At 60.9% G+C, this 17,512-nt stretch carries 13 protein-coding genes and 1 pseudogene; 7 read left to right on the top strand and 7 right to left on the bottom strand.

Going from position 1 to position 17,512, the window contains the following annotated elements:
• The first annotated feature begins 1 nt into the window (after position 1).
• The 3 genes from J1G34_RS12285 to J1G34_RS12295 all read left to right on the top strand — a co-directional run bounded on the left by J1G34_RS12285 (position 2) and on the right by J1G34_RS12295 (position 4,118).
• Positions 2–1,648 (top strand): dipeptide ABC transporter ATP-binding protein, encoded by a 1,647-nt coding sequence (locus J1G34_RS12285; RefSeq protein ID WP_065893301.1) that lies wholly within the window; start codon positions 2–4, stop codon positions 1,646–1,648.
• A 161-nt stretch (positions 1,649–1,809) separates the two neighbouring features.
• Positions 1,810–2,916: a hypothetical protein gene (locus J1G34_RS12290; RefSeq protein ID WP_240997015.1), complete on the top strand. Its 1,107-nt coding sequence runs from the start codon at positions 1,810–1,812 to the stop codon at positions 2,914–2,916.
• A 326-nt stretch (positions 2,917–3,242) separates the two neighbouring features.
• Positions 3,243–4,118, top strand: a complete 876-nt coding sequence (locus J1G34_RS12295) for a LysR substrate-binding domain-containing protein (protein WP_222994114.1) — start codon at positions 3,243–3,245, stop codon at positions 4,116–4,118.
• A gap of 61 nt (positions 4,119–4,179) precedes the next feature.
• Here the strand turns inward: J1G34_RS12295 and J1G34_RS12300 are convergent, their stop codons facing one another.
• From J1G34_RS12300 to J1G34_RS12330, 7 genes and pseudogenes are all read right to left on the bottom strand, one after another.
• Complete coding sequence (locus tag J1G34_RS12300) at positions 4,180–5,544, bottom strand: MFS transporter (RefSeq protein ID WP_222994115.1); 1,365 nt, start codon at positions 5,542–5,544, stop codon at positions 4,180–4,182.
• Between the two features lie 100 nt (positions 5,545–5,644).
• Positions 5,645–7,078 (bottom strand): NAD-dependent succinate-semialdehyde dehydrogenase, encoded by a 1,434-nt coding sequence (locus J1G34_RS12305; RefSeq protein ID WP_222994116.1) that lies wholly within the window; start codon positions 7,076–7,078, stop codon positions 5,645–5,647.
• Positions 7,075–8,109, bottom strand: a complete 1,035-nt coding sequence (locus tag J1G34_RS12310; protein WP_122561693.1) for an aldo/keto reductase — start codon at positions 8,107–8,109, stop codon at positions 7,075–7,077. Before J1G34_RS12310 ends, J1G34_RS12305 begins: the two co-directional genes overlap by 4 nt.
• A 10-nt stretch (positions 8,110–8,119) precedes the next feature.
• Complete coding sequence (gene fae, locus J1G34_RS12315) at positions 8,120–8,632, bottom strand: formaldehyde-activating enzyme (protein ID WP_017845677.1); 513 nt, start codon at positions 8,630–8,632, stop codon at positions 8,120–8,122.
• 239 nt (positions 8,633–8,871) lie between these two features.
• Positions 8,872–9,021, bottom strand: coding sequence for a hypothetical protein (locus J1G34_RS12320; protein WP_158254517.1), 150 nt, complete (start codon positions 9,019–9,021; stop codon positions 8,872–8,874).
• Between the two features lie 61 nt (positions 9,022–9,082).
• Positions 9,083–10,705 (bottom strand): methyl-accepting chemotaxis protein, encoded by a 1,623-nt coding sequence (locus tag J1G34_RS12325; protein ID WP_065893307.1) that lies wholly within the window; start codon positions 10,703–10,705, stop codon positions 9,083–9,085.
• A 230-nt stretch (positions 10,706–10,935) separates the two neighbouring features.
• Positions 10,936–11,265: pseudogene (locus tag J1G34_RS12330) on the bottom strand (SDR family NAD(P)-dependent oxidoreductase); the annotation flags it as partial.
• A 99-nt stretch (positions 11,266–11,364) separates the two neighbouring features.
• Here J1G34_RS12330 and J1G34_RS27180 point away from each other — a divergent pair.
• From J1G34_RS27180 to J1G34_RS12345, 4 genes are all read left to right on the top strand, one after another.
• Positions 11,365–11,487, top strand: a complete 123-nt coding sequence (locus J1G34_RS27180) for a hypothetical protein (RefSeq protein WP_256095207.1) — start codon at positions 11,365–11,367, stop codon at positions 11,485–11,487.
• Positions 11,488–11,624: 137 nt separating this feature from the next.
• A complete protein-coding gene (locus J1G34_RS12335) occupies positions 11,625–12,428 on the top strand; it encodes a response regulator transcription factor (RefSeq protein WP_222994117.1) in 804 nt (267 codons plus the stop codon).
• A complete protein-coding gene (locus J1G34_RS12340; RefSeq protein WP_222994118.1) occupies positions 12,428–14,830 on the top strand; it encodes a hybrid sensor histidine kinase/response regulator in 2,403 nt (800 codons plus the stop codon). Before J1G34_RS12335 ends, J1G34_RS12340 begins: the two co-directional genes overlap by 1 nt.
• 1 nt (position 14,831) lies before the next feature.
• Entirely contained in the window at positions 14,832–17,183 is a 2,352-nt protein-coding gene (locus J1G34_RS12345) for a TonB-dependent receptor (protein ID WP_222994119.1), read from the top strand.
• Positions 17,184–17,512 lie beyond the last annotated feature (329 nt).

The raw sequence follows: 17,512 nt of genomic DNA on the forward strand, positions 1-17,512 counted from the left end.
CATGAGTCATCAACAAGTATTGAGCGTGGAAAACCTCTCCATCGAACTGCCCGCCGGCGCCGATCGTAGCCACGCCGTCAAGGGCATCAACCTGGACGTACGCAAAGGCGAAATTCTCTGTGTGATCGGCGAGTCGGGCTCCGGCAAATCGGTACTCTCGGCCGCGATCATGGGCGATTACGCCAAAGGCCTGCGCCACAGTGAAGGCGTGATTGATTTCCTCGGCGACGATATCTGCCGCATGGATGAAAACGCTCTGCGCACGCTGCGCGGCAACCGCATTGCGATGATTTTCCAGGAGCCGATGGCGGCGCTGAACCCGGCGATTCGCATTGGTCAGCAGGTCGAAGAAATCTTCGATATTCATGCGCCGCAGATGCCCGCCACGGAGCGCCGCGAACGCATGCTCGCCCTGCTCGACTCGACTCAATTGCCCGACCCGCCACGGATTGCCAACAGCTTCCCGCATCAACTCTCGGGCGGCCAATGCCAGCGGGTGGTGATTGCCATGGCGCTGGCAATGAACCCGGATTTGCTGATTGCCGACGAACCGACGACGGCGCTGGATGTAACCACACAGGCCCAAGTGCTGAAACTGGTCCGCGACCTGCGCGGTCGTGGTCAACACGGCATCCTGTTCATCACCCACGACTTCGGCGTGGTGGCGGAAATCGCTGACCGCATCGCGGTGATGGAGGGCGGCGTGCTGGTGGAAATCGGTGAACGCGATCAAGTGCTCAACTCGCCAAGACACCCGTACACCCGCAAGTTGATCGCCGCTGTGCCGGCCCTGCACCCAGAGCTGCACGCGCCGTGCGCCGACGGTGAGCTGGCGCTGCGCATCGAGCACTTGACCAAGACCTATAACGTCGGTGGCCGGTTGATTCCGGCGCTCAAGGATGTCTCGCTGCAACTGCCACGGGGCAAGACGCTGGCGATTGTCGGCGAGTCAGGCTCGGGCAAAAGCACCCTGGTGAAAGCGGCGATTCGGCTGGTGGAAAGCGACAGCGGCCACGTCTGGGTGGGTGACACGGATTTTCTCGCGTTGCGCGGCTCTGCGCTGGCGGCCAATCGGCGGCGGATTCAGATGATTTTCCAGGACCCGTACGGCTCGCTCAATCCACGCCATCGGGTCGGCGACATCATCGCCCGCGCGGCGCAATTGCGCGGTTTGTCGGCCAGGGATGCGTGGACCGAGGCCGGTGATTTGCTGGAACAGGTCGGGCTTAAGCGTGACGCCCTCAAGCGCAAACCCCGGCAGTTCTCCGGCGGTCAGCGCCAGCGCATCGGCATCGCGCGTGCCCTGGCGATGCGCCCGGAAGTGTTGATCGCCGATGAAAGCGTCTCGGCGCTGGATGTCTCGGTGCAAAAGCAGGTGCTGGAGCTGCTCGCCGAGCTGCAACAGCGCCTCAACCTGAGCATCTTGTTCATCACCCACGACCTGCGCGTGGCGGCGCAGATCAGTGACTACATCGCGGTGATGCGCCAGGGCGAAGTCGTGGAATATGGAACGGCCGAACAGGTGTTGCTGCGTCCGCAAAACACCTACACACAGACCTTGCTCGCTGCGGCCCCCGGCGCTTCGGCGATCCCCGTGGTGCCTGTCACAGAACCTGCGCTGAGGCTGATCCGACCGCATACCCACTGAGTCAATAACCCTTTTCCCAAGTCGCAGCGTTCGTTGCGGCGTGGGCTGCTGTTGCCAACCATAACTAAAAAATCAGGAGTATCACTGTGCGCACTACCACCCAGATTGCGGTCCGTTCCATCGTCCTCATTCCGCTGCTCGGCGCCTTCGCGGCCCCGGCCATGGCAGTACAGGTCACCGACAACCTCGACCTCGGCGGCGCCATCCGGGCGCGCTGGGATTACGATCCGGACCGTGACATCCAGAAGTTCGGACTGGACACGGTGTTCCTCAGCGCCAAGTACAACTCTGACACCTGGATCGGCGAGGCCCAATACCGCTTCTACGGTCGCTCCTATCCCTACCAGTACACCAAGAATTACGGCGATATCCAGTTCGCCAAGTTCGCCTGGGTCGGCTACAAGTTCAATCCCGACCAACAAGTGCAGGTAGGCCTGAATACCGTGCCGTTCGGGTTGCAGCCTTACTTCGGCAGCACCTTTTACGAAACCCTGGGCAACGTCATCGGCCTGGAAGATGTGCAACAAGTCGGCGCCAAATACATCCAGCAAAGTGGCGACTGGAACATCCAGGCCGGCTACTACCTGCGCCCGGCGTGGCAAGGCAAGGGCACGAGCAAAGGGGTGACGTATTCCAGCGTGGTGTCCGGGGCCGACAGCTACGTAGGCGACGGCAGCGACAACCAGGAGCGCAATACCGTGGTGCTGCGCGTGGCCAAAGCCCTGGACCTGGGCGGGTGGAAATCCGAAATCGGCCTCTCCGGCCTGACCTCGACCCTGGAAAACAAGGACACCGATAACGATGGCCGCCGCAACGCGGTGGCCGTGCACTACCTCGGCAAGAACGGCCCATGGGGCGTGCAATTGCAAGCGGCGCGGCAACAGATGTCGCCGCGCAACCGTGGCAGCGATGAAGTGGTTACGCTCGGCGGATACGACGGCACCTACAACGTCGCCAGTCGCGGCAACTTGTACGTCGCCGACCTGAGCTACGACGTCGCCGGCAAATACCTGTTCGACCAGATAAGCGGTGTGAAGCTGTACGCCAACTACAGCGCCTTCGACAAGTCCGCCGACGCGTTCAAGACGTCGCAACGATTGATTCTGGGGACCTCGTTTTCCTTCAGCAAACTGTGGATCGCGACGGAATGGTTGTACGGAAAAAATGATCCGTACATTGGTGGCAGCAGCTACACCCAGAGTCTGGCGGCTGGTGGGAGTAACCAATGGGAGAATCAGCTGTACATGAACATTGGGTATTACTTCTGATCCATGATTTTTGGCGTTCTTGAGCACGCCTTCGCGCGCAAACCTCGTTCCTGCAAGGAACACGCAATCCCTTGTAGGAGCGAGCTTGCTCGCGAAGAACCCACAGGCGCCACATTTATCCAGGAAGCACACGTTATCGTTGACGTTTTTCGCGAGCAAGCTCGCTCCTACACGGCATTAAGGCTTGCCCGCGAAGACTTTTGCCCAAACACCACTTGCAGCCCACCCTCAGACAGGAGTCAGATACGCCATACACAATATTCACCCAAAACAATAAACCTGCCCGCGCACTACCGCGTCGAAGGCGGGTATGGAGTCACCCTTTCATGCGTCAACTGCCCTCGCTCAACATGCTGCGCGTCTTTGAAGAAGTTGCTCGGCACCGCAGTTTCAGCCAGGCAGCGTTGGGGTTGAACGTTACCCAAGGCGCGGTCAGCCGTCAGATCAAGCAGCTTGAAGACTATCTCGGTGTGACGCTATTCATCCGCACGCCCCAAGGCCTGTCGTTGACCGAAACCGGCCGGGCCCTCTCCCCGCAACTGAGCGACGCCTTCGACCACATCGAGCGCGCCCTGCAAGCGGTGCGCGTGCCCAACCTGCGCCAACGCCTGCGCATAGTTGCGCCACCGACTTGGGCCACGCGCTGGTTGTCGTCGCACTTGCGCGCATTCTGCCAACGCTACCCGGACATCAGCCTCAGCGTGACCCAACAGAACGGTAACGACAGCCTCGCGGAAATCGACTGCCACATCCGCTTCGGCCTCGAAGCGGCCAACCATTGCAGCAGTCAGTTGCTGGTGATGGAACGGCATATGGCAGTGGCCAGCCCGGAGTTGTTCGTCAACGGCCAGCCGCCGGATCTGCGCCAGTTTCCACTGCTGCACATCCTGCATGATGGCAAACGCTTGAAGGTGTGGGAGAACTGGTTGGCGGCGATGGGCCGCGAGGATGTCGATGCTACGCAAGGACTGGAGTTCAGCACGCTGGACCAGGTGATCCACACGGCACTGGCCGGCGGTGGGCTGGCGGTGATTGACCGACAGATGATTGAAAAGGAACTGGCCAATGGCAGCCTGTTGCCGATCACTGCTGTGGAAGTGCTTGGGCCCTATGGGTATTGGCTGGATGTGGCGAATGATAAACAGGGGTTGTCGAAAGTGCGGCTGTTTACGGACTGGTTGGGGTTGGTCAGCAATCCATGAAACACCGACGTCCCCTGTGGGATCGGGCTTGCCCGCTCCCACATTGGGCTGGTGGTAGGTTTTAGATGGGCGCTACGACTTTCACCGCAACGGGCGCCCCGCTCTCCACCGGACTCTGCGCCTTGCACGCCTGGCTCAGCGTCAGGGATTTGGTCTCCGGCGCCCAAGCCCAGGAAATGATCGCCCCCAACGCCAGAATAGCCGCCAATATGCCCATGGTCGGACTCAAGCCGATACCCGCCACGCTCACCGGTAACAGGAACGTGCTGACCGCCGAGCCCAAACGACTCACCGCCGTAGCAAGGCCAATACCGCTGGCCCGCACTTCGGTCGGAAAGCTCTCGGCCGGGAACACGCCCACCAGATTGCTCACCGCCGACAACACCAGCGTGAACACGCCGAACACCAGCACCATCAGGAACGCCGCACTGCCCGGCAATACCGCCAGCAGGAACAAGGCTACCGCGAGGATGATGAACGAGTTGATCAGGAAGCCTCGGCGCGAGAACTTCACCGTGCACCAGATGCCGATCAATGCGCCGAGGATCAGCAGCATGTTGAGCATCAACTCGGTGCCAAAGCCCTCCGCCAAGCCCATCTTCTGCAGGATCGACGGCAGGAAGGTGTAGATAGCGAAGTACGGCATGACGATGCAGACGAAGAACAGGCAGTTGAAAGCAGTGCGTTTGCGGTATTCACGACTGAACAGCACCGCGTAGCCGGAACGGGTTTCGGTGGAGCGGGTTTCATCGAGTTCGACATTCTCACCCAGGTGTTTTTTGACAATCGCCCGTGCTTCGGCGATCCGCCCCTGATTGACCAGCCAGCGCGGTGACTCGGGTGTGCCGATTCGCGCGATCAGGATGAGCGCCGCCGGAATTGCCGATGAAGCCAGCATCCAGCGCCAGGCGTCATCCCCCAGGCTGAGCATCGCGGTGCCGACGAAGGTCGCGGCGACGTAGCCGAACGTCCAGATAACGCTGAATGAACCGAGCAACACGCCCCGGTGTTTTTTCGGCGAAAACTCCGCGAGCATCGCATGGCCGACGCTGAAGTCGCCGCCCAGGCCAATGCCGATTATTACCCTGCAGAGGAATAGCTGCATCGCAGTTTCGGCGTAGAACTGCATGACCGAAGCAATGGTGATCAGGACAAAACTGACCAGGAAGATTTTCTGCCGACCGACCTTGTCGGAAATCCAGCCGAAGAACAGGCTGCCAAGAAACAGGCCAATCAGTGCCGAAGCGCCGATCAGGCCTTGCCAGAAGGCATCGAGCTGCATCTGCGGGCTGAGCAACGTGAAAGCAATACCGATCAGGCCGAGGATGTAGCCGTCGGTGAAGTGCGCGCCGAACGTGAGACCGGCAATTTTGATATGAAAGCGCCCGATGGGCAGGTCATCGATCTTTATCGATTGAGCGGACATGTTCGTCTCCAATTGTTGTTATTGACGGAGAAATGAAATCGACAGCGCTTGAACCTGTGGGAGTGAGTTCGCTCGCCCCCACAAGGATTACGGTTGGGGGTCAGAGGCCGCCCATCAACAGGTATTTGATTTCCAGATAGTCTTCCAGACCGTACCTGGAGCCTTCGCGACCCAGCCCCGACTCCTTGATGCCGCCGAACGGCGCGACTTCCGTGGAGATGATGCCTTCGTTGATCCCGACCATGCCGGCCTCCAAACCTTCGGCCATGCGCCAGACGCGGCCAATGTCGCGGCTGTAGAAGTACGCCGACAATCCGTAGGGTGTGTCATTCGCCCGTTGCAATACTTCGGCTTCGTCCTTGAAACGGAAGCACGCCGCTACCGGGCCGAAGGTTTCATCCTGAGCGATCAGCATGTCGCTGTTGGCGTCGCAGAGGATGGTCGGCTCGTAGAAGGTGCCGCCCAGCGCATGACGACGACCGCCGCACAACAACGTGGCGCCCTTCTTCAAGGCGTCACTCACGTGCAACTCAACCTTGGCCAACGCCGCCGCGTTGATCAGTGGACCTTGCTCGGTTTCACCGTCCAGTGCGCTGCCGACGCGCATCGCGGCGACCGCTTCGGCGAGTTTGCCGGTGAACGCTTCGTACACGCCGTCCTGGATAAAGAAGCGGTTCACGCAGACGCAGGTCTGCCCGGTGTTGCGGAATTTCGAGGCCATCGCGCCTTTGACGGCAGCATCCAGATCGGCGTCGTCGAACACAATGAACGGCGCGTTGCCGCCCAATTCCAGCGAGACTTTTTTCAACGTATCCGCCGCTTGGCGCATCAACAGCTTGCCGGTGCGGGTCGAGCCGGTGAACGACAGTTTGCGCACGATGCCGCTCGCTTGCAGCGCGCCGCCAATCGCCACTGCATCACCCGAGATGACGTTGAACACGCCGGCCGGAATCCCCGCCTGCTCGGCCAACACCGCCAAGGCGAAAGCTGACAAAGGCGTCTCTTCCGATGGTTTGAGAATCATTGTGCAACCCGCCGCCAGCGCCGGACCGACCTTGCGCGTGACCATCGCCAGCGGGAAGTTCCAAGGGGTGATCGCCGCAACCACGCCGATGGCCTCCTTGACCACAATGATTCGCGCATCAGCCTTATGGCTCGGGATTACGTCGCCGTAAGCGCGCTTGGCTTCTTCGGCGAACCATTCCAGAAAACTTGCAGCGTAGACCAATTCACCCATGGCTTCAGCGAGCGGTTTGCCCTGTTCGCGGCTGAGCAACGTGGCCAGGTCTTTCTGGTTGCTCAACATCAGTTCGCTCCAGCGCTTGAGGCGCTGGCTGCGTTCTTTGGCGGTCAATTTTCGCCAGGCCGGCAAGGCACGGTTGGCGGCGGCGATGGCGAGGTTGGTTTCCTCGGCGCCGGCCTTTTGCACGTCAGTGATCACTTCGCCATTGGCCGGGTTCAACACCGGATAGGTCGCACCACCGCTCGACCATTGGCCGTCGATAAAATTGCCGTTACGGATCAGCGTGCTCATGCCACAGCCTCGGTCAGAGTAAAGCGTTCCAGACCCGGGCGAGCCGAGCGCAGGATGCGTTTGCCGGCGGTGTAATCGTTGATCACGTCGCACGGGGTGTAGTTGCGTTCCAACTCATGCAGTTCTTCGGCGTCGAGCCTGGTTTCCAAGGCTGCCAAGGCACTGTCGAACTGCGCGGTGGTGTCGGCGCCGACCAGCATGCAATCGACGCCCGGATGATTGGCAACCCAGGCTTGAGCGATCTGCGCGTTCGAGACACCACGGGCCCGCGCCACGCGCTGCACCGAATGAGCGATCTCGAACGAGGCCTCGTCGCTGTACATCTGCTGGGTGAAAAAGTCGGTCTGGTTGCGGGTCGATTGCACATCGCCGGTCAACAAGCCGCGAGCCAGCGGGCTGAACACCGAGACGCCGAGGCCTTGGTCGCGGCAGAACGGAATCATCTCGCGCTCTTCTTCGCGGTAGGCGCAGTTCAGTTGCAGCTGCATGTTGATCGGCTTGACCCAGCCATTGCGTTCGCAGGCCATGAGGATTTTTGCCAGTTGTCCGGTGAGCATGGTCGAGACACCGATATAGCGGGCTTTGCCGGCGCGCACGATGTCATTCATGGCGCTCATGGTTTCTTCGACCGGGGTATTCAGGTCGAAGTAATGCAGCATGAACACATCGACGTAATCCATGTTCAGACGTTTGAGCGAAGCGTCGATGCTGTCCATGATGTGCTTGCGCGAATGGCCGCTGGCATTGATGCCGTTGCGGGTGCCGTAGCCAACCTTGGTGGTGATCACCAGGTCTTCGCGGCGAGCCAGGCGCTTGACGATGCGCCCCACCACTTCCTCGCCGACGCCGGCGGAATAGAAGTCTGCCAGGTCAATGAAGTTCACCCCGTTGTCGAGGGCATGGGCGACGATCGGCTCACTTTGCTTTTCATCGAAGATCCACGGTTTCCAGTCCGGGGTGCCCATGTTCATGGTGCCCAGGCACAGGCGGGAGACTTGCAGGCCGGAGTTGCCCAAACGAATGTATTGCATGGCGCAGACCTCAGGCTTTTGGGGTGTAGAAAGGGTTGCTGATGTGAGCGACCACATCCGCCAGTTGCGCGGTTTCCGGTTTGCCGGTCAGGGCGGCGCGGATCGCGGTGCGGCAGGCGTTGTAGTTGTTCAGGTACACCGCATCGAGGTCATCGCAGGCCGGGTTGACCCAGTTGGCCGTGACAATCGCCCACTCGTCTTCGGCTTCCGGCGGCAAGGTGCCGTCCAGCAGCGCTTCCAACACAGCCTTGGCGATCCCGGCCTGGGACGCGCCCCAGGTGGCGTTGCCATGCAGGTCGCTGCTGATCGCAGCTTTGTTGACGTAAAGCGTCATCGGCTTGACCGGAATGTTCGGCTGGGCGATCACCATGAACGGGCAATGCCCCTGGCTCGGCGACGCCAGGCTGTTGGCAAACGCCTGCCCCGCCGGACCGTTACGCGGGCCGATCAGAATGTTGATGTGCGCGGCGTTCACGCCTGGTCCTTCAAAACCTTCACCGATGTACAGGTCGAGTTCTTTCATGAGTCATTACTCTTTTTGGATTTATTTTGGGTGATCAGAAGCGCACGCAGGTCTTGAAGATCGCGTGGTAAACATCGGGGTAAGAAGAGCGCAACACGAGGCTGGCGAGGACGCGGCAGAGGGGCTTAGTCATGATTGCAAACGCTCTTTTTGTTATTGATGAGCTGTGTTTGCGATTTTTTAACATCGGGGGTCGAAGGGGCTGTAACCATTAAAAGTCATGGGGATATGAGTTCTCCTCATACCCAGCAAAGTCCCGCGCGGAACTGGAAGACGAGCTGTTCGCCAACCAGCGTTCTGGTGGGGCAGATCGCCTGCCCGATGAGTTGCGACACCTTCACCTCAGGTGATGGCAGCAGACAGGTGTGTTCGCCGGACAATGGCGTCACGTCCACACACCTGTCTGTTTTCCGGCTGGCGTATTTGCCTCTTGCTCCAACAACCAGAACGCTAGAGCTGAAACTTGCTCACTTCAAGTTGCAGGCTGGTGGCAAGGCTTTTTAATCCGCCGCTGGTTTTAAGCAACTCCTGGACGGACATATTATTTTGCTCAGCCATCTGCGCTGAGCGCTCGACATTACGCGCAACATCCTGGCTTGCAGCCGTTTGTTCACGCAAGGCAAACGAGATTTGATCGACCACTTTCAGGACTTTGTCCGAGCTGTCGCGGATCTCGACAATGGCGTGACCGGCAGTACCCGCCATTTCCACGCCATGATCCACTTCCTGAACGCCGCTGCGCATGCTTTCAACGGTGTCGCGTACGCCAAGCTGAATTTTCTCGATCATGCTCGCGATTTCCTTGGTCGACTTGCCAGTGTTCTGCGCCAGCAGCCGCACCTCATCGGCTACCACCGCGAACCCACGACCTTGCTCACCCGCGCGGGCCGCCTCAATCGCGGCGTTGAGTGCCAGTAGATTGGTCTGATCAGCGATGCCCTGGATGACACTGACGATCGAGGAAATTTGCTCCGAGTGTTGACCCAACCCCGCGACCTGCGTGGAGGAAAGCTGCACCGTCTTGGCAATCCCCATCATGCTGGACAGGGTATTTTCAATGACCTGTGCACCGTCGTTCGACTGCTGGCCTGAACGGGTCGCCAACTTGTGGGCTTCATCCGCGTTTTCGGAGACGTGATGAATACTGACCGTCAGTTCTTCGACGGTGGCCGCCATCATCGACGCCGACGTTGATTGTTCTTGAATGGCGCCGGAAAGCTGCTCGGATGCACCGGATATTTGCTGCACAGCCACGACCAGTTGACTGGCGGCCTGACTGATCTGTTGAATCATTTCACGCAGGCGGTTCTGCATACGGTCAAAGGCTTTGGGCAACTCGTCATGGCTGCTTGTGTCGATCACGGTGTCGAGTCTGCCGTTGGCAATCGCCGTGGCGGCGTCAATCGCCAGTTGCAGGCGCGCGGTGGTGCTTCGGCCCAAAGACGTGGCCAGAATCACGGACAGAATCGCCGCTGCAACGCCGCCGCAAAACAGGACCAGCAACGCAAAATGCTTGGCGTCGGTCATTTGCTGAGTTCTGGTATCCAGGAGTTTGTTCTCGGCGTCAGCAATCTGCGATAACACAGCGCGCATGCTGTCCATCTTGGTCTTGTCAGCGCCCGATGCAATGCGCTGGTCCAGCTCTTCGTCAGGTGCATTGCGCTGGGTCAAATCTCGGCGCTGGGCAATGATCGGGTGGACATCTTCGTCGATCCAACGCTTCTGGGTGTCGCCCAATGCAGCGAGGCGTTGCTGTTGCTGCGCATTATCGGCCGTCAGGTTTTTCAGTAGGGCCAACACTTCGCCAAAGCGTTTTTCTCCCGCTATCGTCGGTTCCAGAAAAGCATCTTTTGACGATATGACAAAACCGCGCATGCCGGTTTCAATATTGATCAATTGTTCAAGCGCTACCTGAATGCCACTGAGAACCTCATAGCTGTGAACGTTACTCCTGGTCGCCTCTTCAACCTGCCCAAAGCCCCGGTAAGCGCTTATTACCAACAGTCCAATCAACAACACAATAATGAAGAAGCTGACATAGAGCTTTTGCGAAATGCTGAGTTTGTTGAGCATTGTGTAAGTCCCGAGATGGGCCTTTCCCTGGCCGTATAGAGGCGTGTAAATGCACACTACGAAGGCAAACCCGCAGAACACCTGGTTTACTCAAACCTCAAAGACTGTATCGGCGCGCTTTTTCTTTCTTTAGCACGTGTTGTACGAAAACGTACGTCGAAAGATCCCATCACCAAAGAGCAGAGAACTCGACCTCGGAAAAGTCACCGCTTGCTGAGCAGAAATACTCAACACTCCTTGATTTCGTTCCAACGTTGGGCAACCTGCTCGGCACTGGCGGCTTTGACGCGGGCCAGATCGACGGGGCCGCACATACGCGTTTTGGCCACCGGCGATACCGTGTTGACCAGGATGCCCACGGGTGCACCTTCCATGCTCAACGCATTGAGGGTTTGCACCGCGTGCATGACAATCGAACCATCGCCCCCTGCGCCCAGCTTATCGGCCCCGACATCACTGATCACGACGTTGGCGCCCAAGGTGGCTAACCGGCGCGCATAACTAAAGCCGAGCCCCCGACCGGCGCCCGTTACAATCGCAGTTCTTCCGGTAAAGTTCATTGGCTATTTCCTCTGGAGTGCCCTTCACCCTAACAATGTCTGTCGGACCTGTTTAATACTAACGGCAGCCAAAGTCGATGCCTGATTAATATCAAGTTAATGTCGAGTCCATGTAAGCCTGCTGATCAGTTCAATGAAGGAACAGAGGAAATGATCGAAACCCGCCTGCTGCGCCAGTTCATCGCCGTGGCTGAAGAGCTGCATTTCCACAAGAAGGCGTGACGTGACTTATCGTTGCAAAACGCTCTAAAGTGCGGCAATCCGGCAGGCAGACAACCCCCGAGCGAAGGCCTGCCGACGAATCCCCCCGGGTTCGCTGACGATGTCGCGGCAACAAAACAGATAAGAGAACCTGGCGAATGAACAATGGCCACCACGAAAGGCAGGCAGCGACTGCGAAGAACGCGGTGCCGCATATTCTGCTGATCGACGACGCCCCTGAAGATATCCGTGCCACGCTCATTCTGCTCAAGACCCAGTCCTGGCGCGTCTCGGTTGCCAGCGATGCCCATCAGGGCTATCAACGGGCACTTGCCCTGCGTCCGGACCTGATCGTGCTGGATGTTCACATGCCACACATGGACGGCTTCAGCCTGTGCAGGCTGTTACGCGAAGCGCCGGCCACCCGGCATACGCCGATCCTGTTCCTGTCATCGGCAAATACCTCACTGGAACGCCTCGAAGGGCTGGCTGTGGGCGCGGTGGACTACATCCCCAAATCCTACGCTCCCGAGGAAGTGCTGGCGCGCATCCGGATTCATCTGCAATTGACCTGGCGAGCGCCGCCACCCGTTCAGGCCAGCCTGGCCGAGCCAGCACCGCAAGGCGATGAAATCGTGTTGAGGGCGGCCATGCGAGTGATTGAACATCAACTGGACGACATACCCTCCCTGCCCTGCCTGGCACAAAAAGTCGGCACCCATGAAAAACGCCTCTCGGCGATTTTCCGTGAGCACCTGGGGCTGACCGTGTTCGCCTACATTCGCGATGCAAGGCTGCGTCGGGGCCAGGCACTGCTCTGCGAAAGCGCCATGAGCGTGCAGGACGTCGCCGAACTGGTGGGCTTTCGCAATGCGTGCAACTTCACCACCGCATTCCGCCAGCGCATCGGCATGACGCCCAGCCAGTTCCGCCAGCACTCCCTGGGCAACGAGCAGGCCTGATGCGATTTCTACAATGCCTGTTGCTGACAATGGCATTGCTATTCGCGGGCCTGCTGCGCGCCGCCCCCGTGGATATGTGCCGGGCCGAGCACCTGGACCTGATGCCCACGCTGCATGTGTTCGAGGATACCCAGGCCCGCTTGGGCGTGGACGATGTTGCTCGACTGCCCGAAGCGCGTTTCGCCACCCCACGCCCAGGCTGGCCGACCCAAGGCTATAGCCGCTCGGCGTTCTGGTTGCGCGTGCAGCTCACCAACGCGAGCGACGTGACGTGTTCGCGCCTGCTGGTGGTCGGGGCGCCGCGCCTGGAGGACATTCGCGTCTACCAGCGCGCCGATGGACACTGGAGTGATGCGCGTGCCGGCAGCGCCCATCCCTTGGCCGATTGGCCGCAGCCCCCCACGCGTCAGCCCGCGTTCCCGATCTCGCTGGCCGCCGGGGAACACGTCACGGTGCTCATCCGCGTGACCAGCCATTTCCAACTGCTGCTGGAGCCGCAACTGTGGTCGGAACCGGCGCTGCTGCGCAGTCAGCAACAGACCTACCTGAGCGACGGACTCACCCTTGGCATCGTCCTGCTGGTCGTGCCGTTCGGCCTGATCGTCGGCTGGATCCTGCGCTCCCGGTTGCTGACCGTGAATGCGGGCGCGGTGCTCAGCTACATCCTGCTGACCGGCATCCTCAACGGCTACCTGGTCTACTGGCCCGCTGCGCTGGGCTGGACGCGCGAGTGGCTGACCTGCGCCAGCGTAATCTCGTTCATCCTGTTTGTGGCCTACATGCGCGTGCTGCTGCAGGTATCGCGCCTGCCCAAAGCCATTGGCTGGAGCTATGGGTTGCCCCTGTCGGGCTGCATTCTGGGCCGACTCTGGTGGCTGAATGTCGATCCGGTCCAGGGCGCACAACTGGTCCAATGGTCGCTGATCAGCTTTTATGTCGTGCTGCTCGCCACGTTATGCATGGCCTGGCGCCGACGCCTGGGTTACAGCTGGATGGCCTGGCTGGTGCCGGGGCTCTTGCTGGGCCAATTGCTGATGCGGATGTTCTTCCCGCAGGAACAGTTGCCCTGGCAGTCGCCGGCCAGCAAATACAGCTTATCGTCCACGTTGGCGGGCGTGGCGTTGCTGGTATGCACCCTGATCATGGAAGTCGCGCGCAGCCGCGACCGTGAAAGGCACGCGCTGTCCAGCCTTGAACAACAACGCCAGGCCGAGCACGAACGCCTGGAAAGCACGGTGGCGCTGCGCACCGCGCAGTTGCGCGAATCCCTGGCGGCGCGCAGCGCCTTGATGGCGCGGATCAGTCACGACCTGCGCTCGCCGCTGGTACGCATCATCGACTATGCGCGCCTGCTGCACGCCGGGCCGAATCGCGATTATCCAGCCACGATCGAACGCAATGCGCGCCAGCAACTGGAACTGATCGATGAGATGCTCGAATTTTCCCGTGGCGAACTGGAGCACATGCAACTGACACTCGCGCCGGGTTACCTGTACGGCTTCCTCAAGGAAATCGCCGATGAGGCCGGCTTTCTCGCCGCGCGCCAGGGCAACACCTTCGAAGCGCGGCTGGCCGATGACCTGCCGCCACTGGTCGAGGCCGACTTCACACGTCTTCGGCAAATCCTCATGAACCTGCTGGCGAACGCGGCAAAGTTCACCCGCGACGGCCAGATCCGTTTTGAAGTCAGCGCTGACACGGGCGCGACGGCTGAGAGCGTGGCGCTGCGCTTCAGCGTGATCGACACCGGTATCGGCATCGACCCACATGAGTTCGAACACCTGCTGCAACCGTTCCGCCGTGGCCGCAATGCGCAGCGCTATGACGGCAGCGGGCTGGGCTTGTCGATTGTCACGCAGTTGCTGGCGCGCATGGACAGCCGGCTCGAACCACAGGCCAGTGAACAGGGCGGCAGCCACTTCAGTTTTCGCCTGCGACTCAACTGCGCCGGGGAACAGGATCTGGAACTGGGCATCGTCGACAACAACGCCGCGCCGCTCGACGGCCGGGGCAAACATATTCTGCTGGTGGATGACGCTTTGCAGAACAGCGAATGGCTGTACGACCTGCTGGCCGGCTATGGGTTTGACGTGAGCCTGGCGGCGGACGGCGAAGCCGCCCTGGCCTGCCTGGCCGCACAAACGGTCGATCTGCTGATCAGCGACCAGATGATGCTCGGCATGGACGGCTGGGAGCTGCTGCGGCAAGTGCGCAATCACTGCGGGCCTCTGCCCGTGATGCTGTATTCAGCGGTCCCGCCACGCCGGCCGCAGGATTATCCGGATGCCCTGGCGTTCGACGCGGTACTGGTCAAGCCCGCCGACAGCCGAGCATTGCTGGCCTGGGTCAAGGCGCTGGCCTGCCCGGACACGGTGCGTCGCGAGATGGCCAGGGAGGTTTAGCATGCCGGGTCCGGGTTATCGGCTGCTCTGGCTCGGCTGTGTTGTGGCACTGCCCTGGGCGCCGGCACATGCCGCACCAGAAGCACCCGGCCTGCTCACGCTGGATGAATCAACCGTCACCGCCAGGCGCCGCGAGGAAGCGGTGCAAGACGTACCGATGCCAATCAGCGTGCTCTATGGTGATCAACTGGACGAGGCCGGCCTGCATCGGCTTCAGGACATCCAGCAGCGGGTACCTGGCCTGGTGGTGTCCGGTCATGACGCCCGCTTCGCCGGGTTAGGACTGCGCGGCTTGGGCGCCACCCCCTACAACGATGGCCTGGAAGGCAGCGTCGGCACCTACGTCGATGGTGTTTACCAGGCGCGCCAGGGCATGGCCTTCACCGAGTTGATGGACATCGAGCGCATCGAAGTCCTGCGCGGGCCGCAAGGCACCTTGTTCGGCAAGAACACCAGCGCTGGCGCGCTGAGCATCATCACCCGCCCACCCACCTTTGAACCTGAAGCCAGCCTTGAAGCCAGCCAGGGCGAGCACGGTTTGCGCGAATACCGCGGCGTGGTTTCCGGGCCGCTGCAGGATGACGTACTGGCCGGGCGCCTCAACGTGTTCAACCGTTCGGCTGATGGCTCAGTGCGCAACCTGCAGGATGGCACGCGCCTCGGCGACACCGACAGCCAGGGCCTGCGCGGGCAATTGCTGTGGACGCCGAACCCGGAGTTCAGCGCGCGCCTGATCGCCGACCATACCGAGCAAAAGGAGGCCGGCAATGTGCTGTTGGCCAACCACTACAGCGCCCAGACGCGCCAGCGCGCCAGGTTCCTTGGCTATGCGCTGGCAGAACCCTCCCCTTACCAACGCGAGACACGCGTCGACGCACCGGGCCGTCCGCAGACCATGCAGAACGGCGTGTCATTGGAGTTGAACCAGGATCTGGACGCGGCCACGCGTTTTACCAGCATCACCGCCTACCGCGACTGGGATTACCGCGCGACCCGCGACGGCGACAGCACGGCGCTGTCGGTCGCCGAGTCCGAAACCGCGCTGGGTCACCGGCAGTTCAGCCAGGAATGGCGTGTGTCCGGCACGGCCGGCCCGTCCATCGATTATGTCGCCGGGCTGTATTTCCTGCGTCAGCAGCTCGACCGCAGGATCGACGTCGAATTCGGCAAGGACGCCGCGCCATGGTTCGTCGGCGACCAACTGGCGTCGCTGAAAAAAAACTATGGCATCACCTTCACCGCGCCAGACCAGGTCCCGGCCATGCTGCTGGAGGGCGCCCGGCAACGCTCCGATGGCGAACAGAAAGGCGACAGCCGCGCCGTTTTCGGTCAGGTGTCCTGGCGTCCGATAGATCGGCTGGAGCTCACCGGCGGCCTGCGCTACAGCCAGGAACGCAAGGACGGCTGGATCTTGCGCGACGTCAGCCACCTCGCCCCGCTGAATGGATTGCCTCCGGCTTTCCAGGCGGGCGGGCAATTGCTGCGTGGCATCGCACTCGGCGGTGGTTATTACCGCGAAGACTCGATTGAAGAACACAGCCTCTCCAGCCTGCTCAGCGCCAGCTACCGCTTCAACGATGCGGTGATGGGCTATGTCAGTGGGTCGCGGGGCTACAAGGCCGGCGGGATCAACTTCGACGTGGTCGGCCCGTTCGCCGCCCCCACGTTCGAGCCGGAGCGCGCCACCTCGCTGGAACTGGGCGTGGAGACGCGCTTCTGGGAAGAGCGCGCGATGCTCGACCTTGCCGTCTACCAGACCGACGTCGACAACTACCAGGCGCTCACCTACAGCCCGCCGACCTCGCCGTTCGCGCCACCGCTGCGCGACAACCTGATCAACGTCGGCAAAGTCCGCCTGCGCGGCATCGAACTGGATTCCTCCTGGCAACTCGCCGCCCCACTCACCGCCCGCCTGGGCCTGGCCTGGAGCGATGCGCGCTACCGCAGCTTCCCCAACGCCCCGTGCCCCCCGGCCTCGAGCCAGTGGAACTGCGACCTCGGCGGCGATCGTCTCTACAACGCGCCGCAATGGAGCTTCAGCGCCGGCCTCGACCACGTCCACCCGCTTGCGTATGGACTGCAAGCCTACAGCGCTATCGACTACAGCTTCAGGAGCGGCTACTACGGCACCCTCGAAGGCGGCGAAGGCAGCTATCAACCCGGCTACGGCCTGACCAACCTGCGCCTTGGGTTACGCAGCCAGGACCGTGCCTGGGAAGTGGAAGGCTGGGTGCGCAACGTCTTCGACCGCCAGTACATCAGCGCCGTGTACTCATTGCTCGGCGCCGGTGACTACGGCGTCATGACCGGCAGCGAACGCACGCTTGGCACCACCGTCAGGCTTCGCTACTGACCATAGGCATCTACACAACGCTGCAGCGCCAAACGTAACCACGATGCGAAGCGAGGCGCTCTTGATCTTGATCTCAGGCGCCCCGTCAAACCATGCTGGCTGAACGCAGGAGCGGATATGCCCCCGGCATCCTGGTCGGCCCAGAGGCCGCCATCGGGGGCAAGCCCCCTCCCACATTTGGATCGCGGATCGACACACGATACCGGTCGGCTCTAAGGCCGCGGCGCTTTTGCTTTTGATCTTAGGCGCCCCGTTAAACCACGCTGGCCGAACGCAGGCGAGGTGCCGAGTGGTGGGCAAGAGCGTTTTGCTTACTTTTGCGCTTTTCA

It is taken from the genome of Pseudomonas sp. Wu6 (assembly GCF_019891515.1).
Taxonomy (GTDB): domain Bacteria; phylum Pseudomonadota; class Gammaproteobacteria; order Pseudomonadales; family Pseudomonadaceae; genus Aquipseudomonas; species Aquipseudomonas orientalis_A.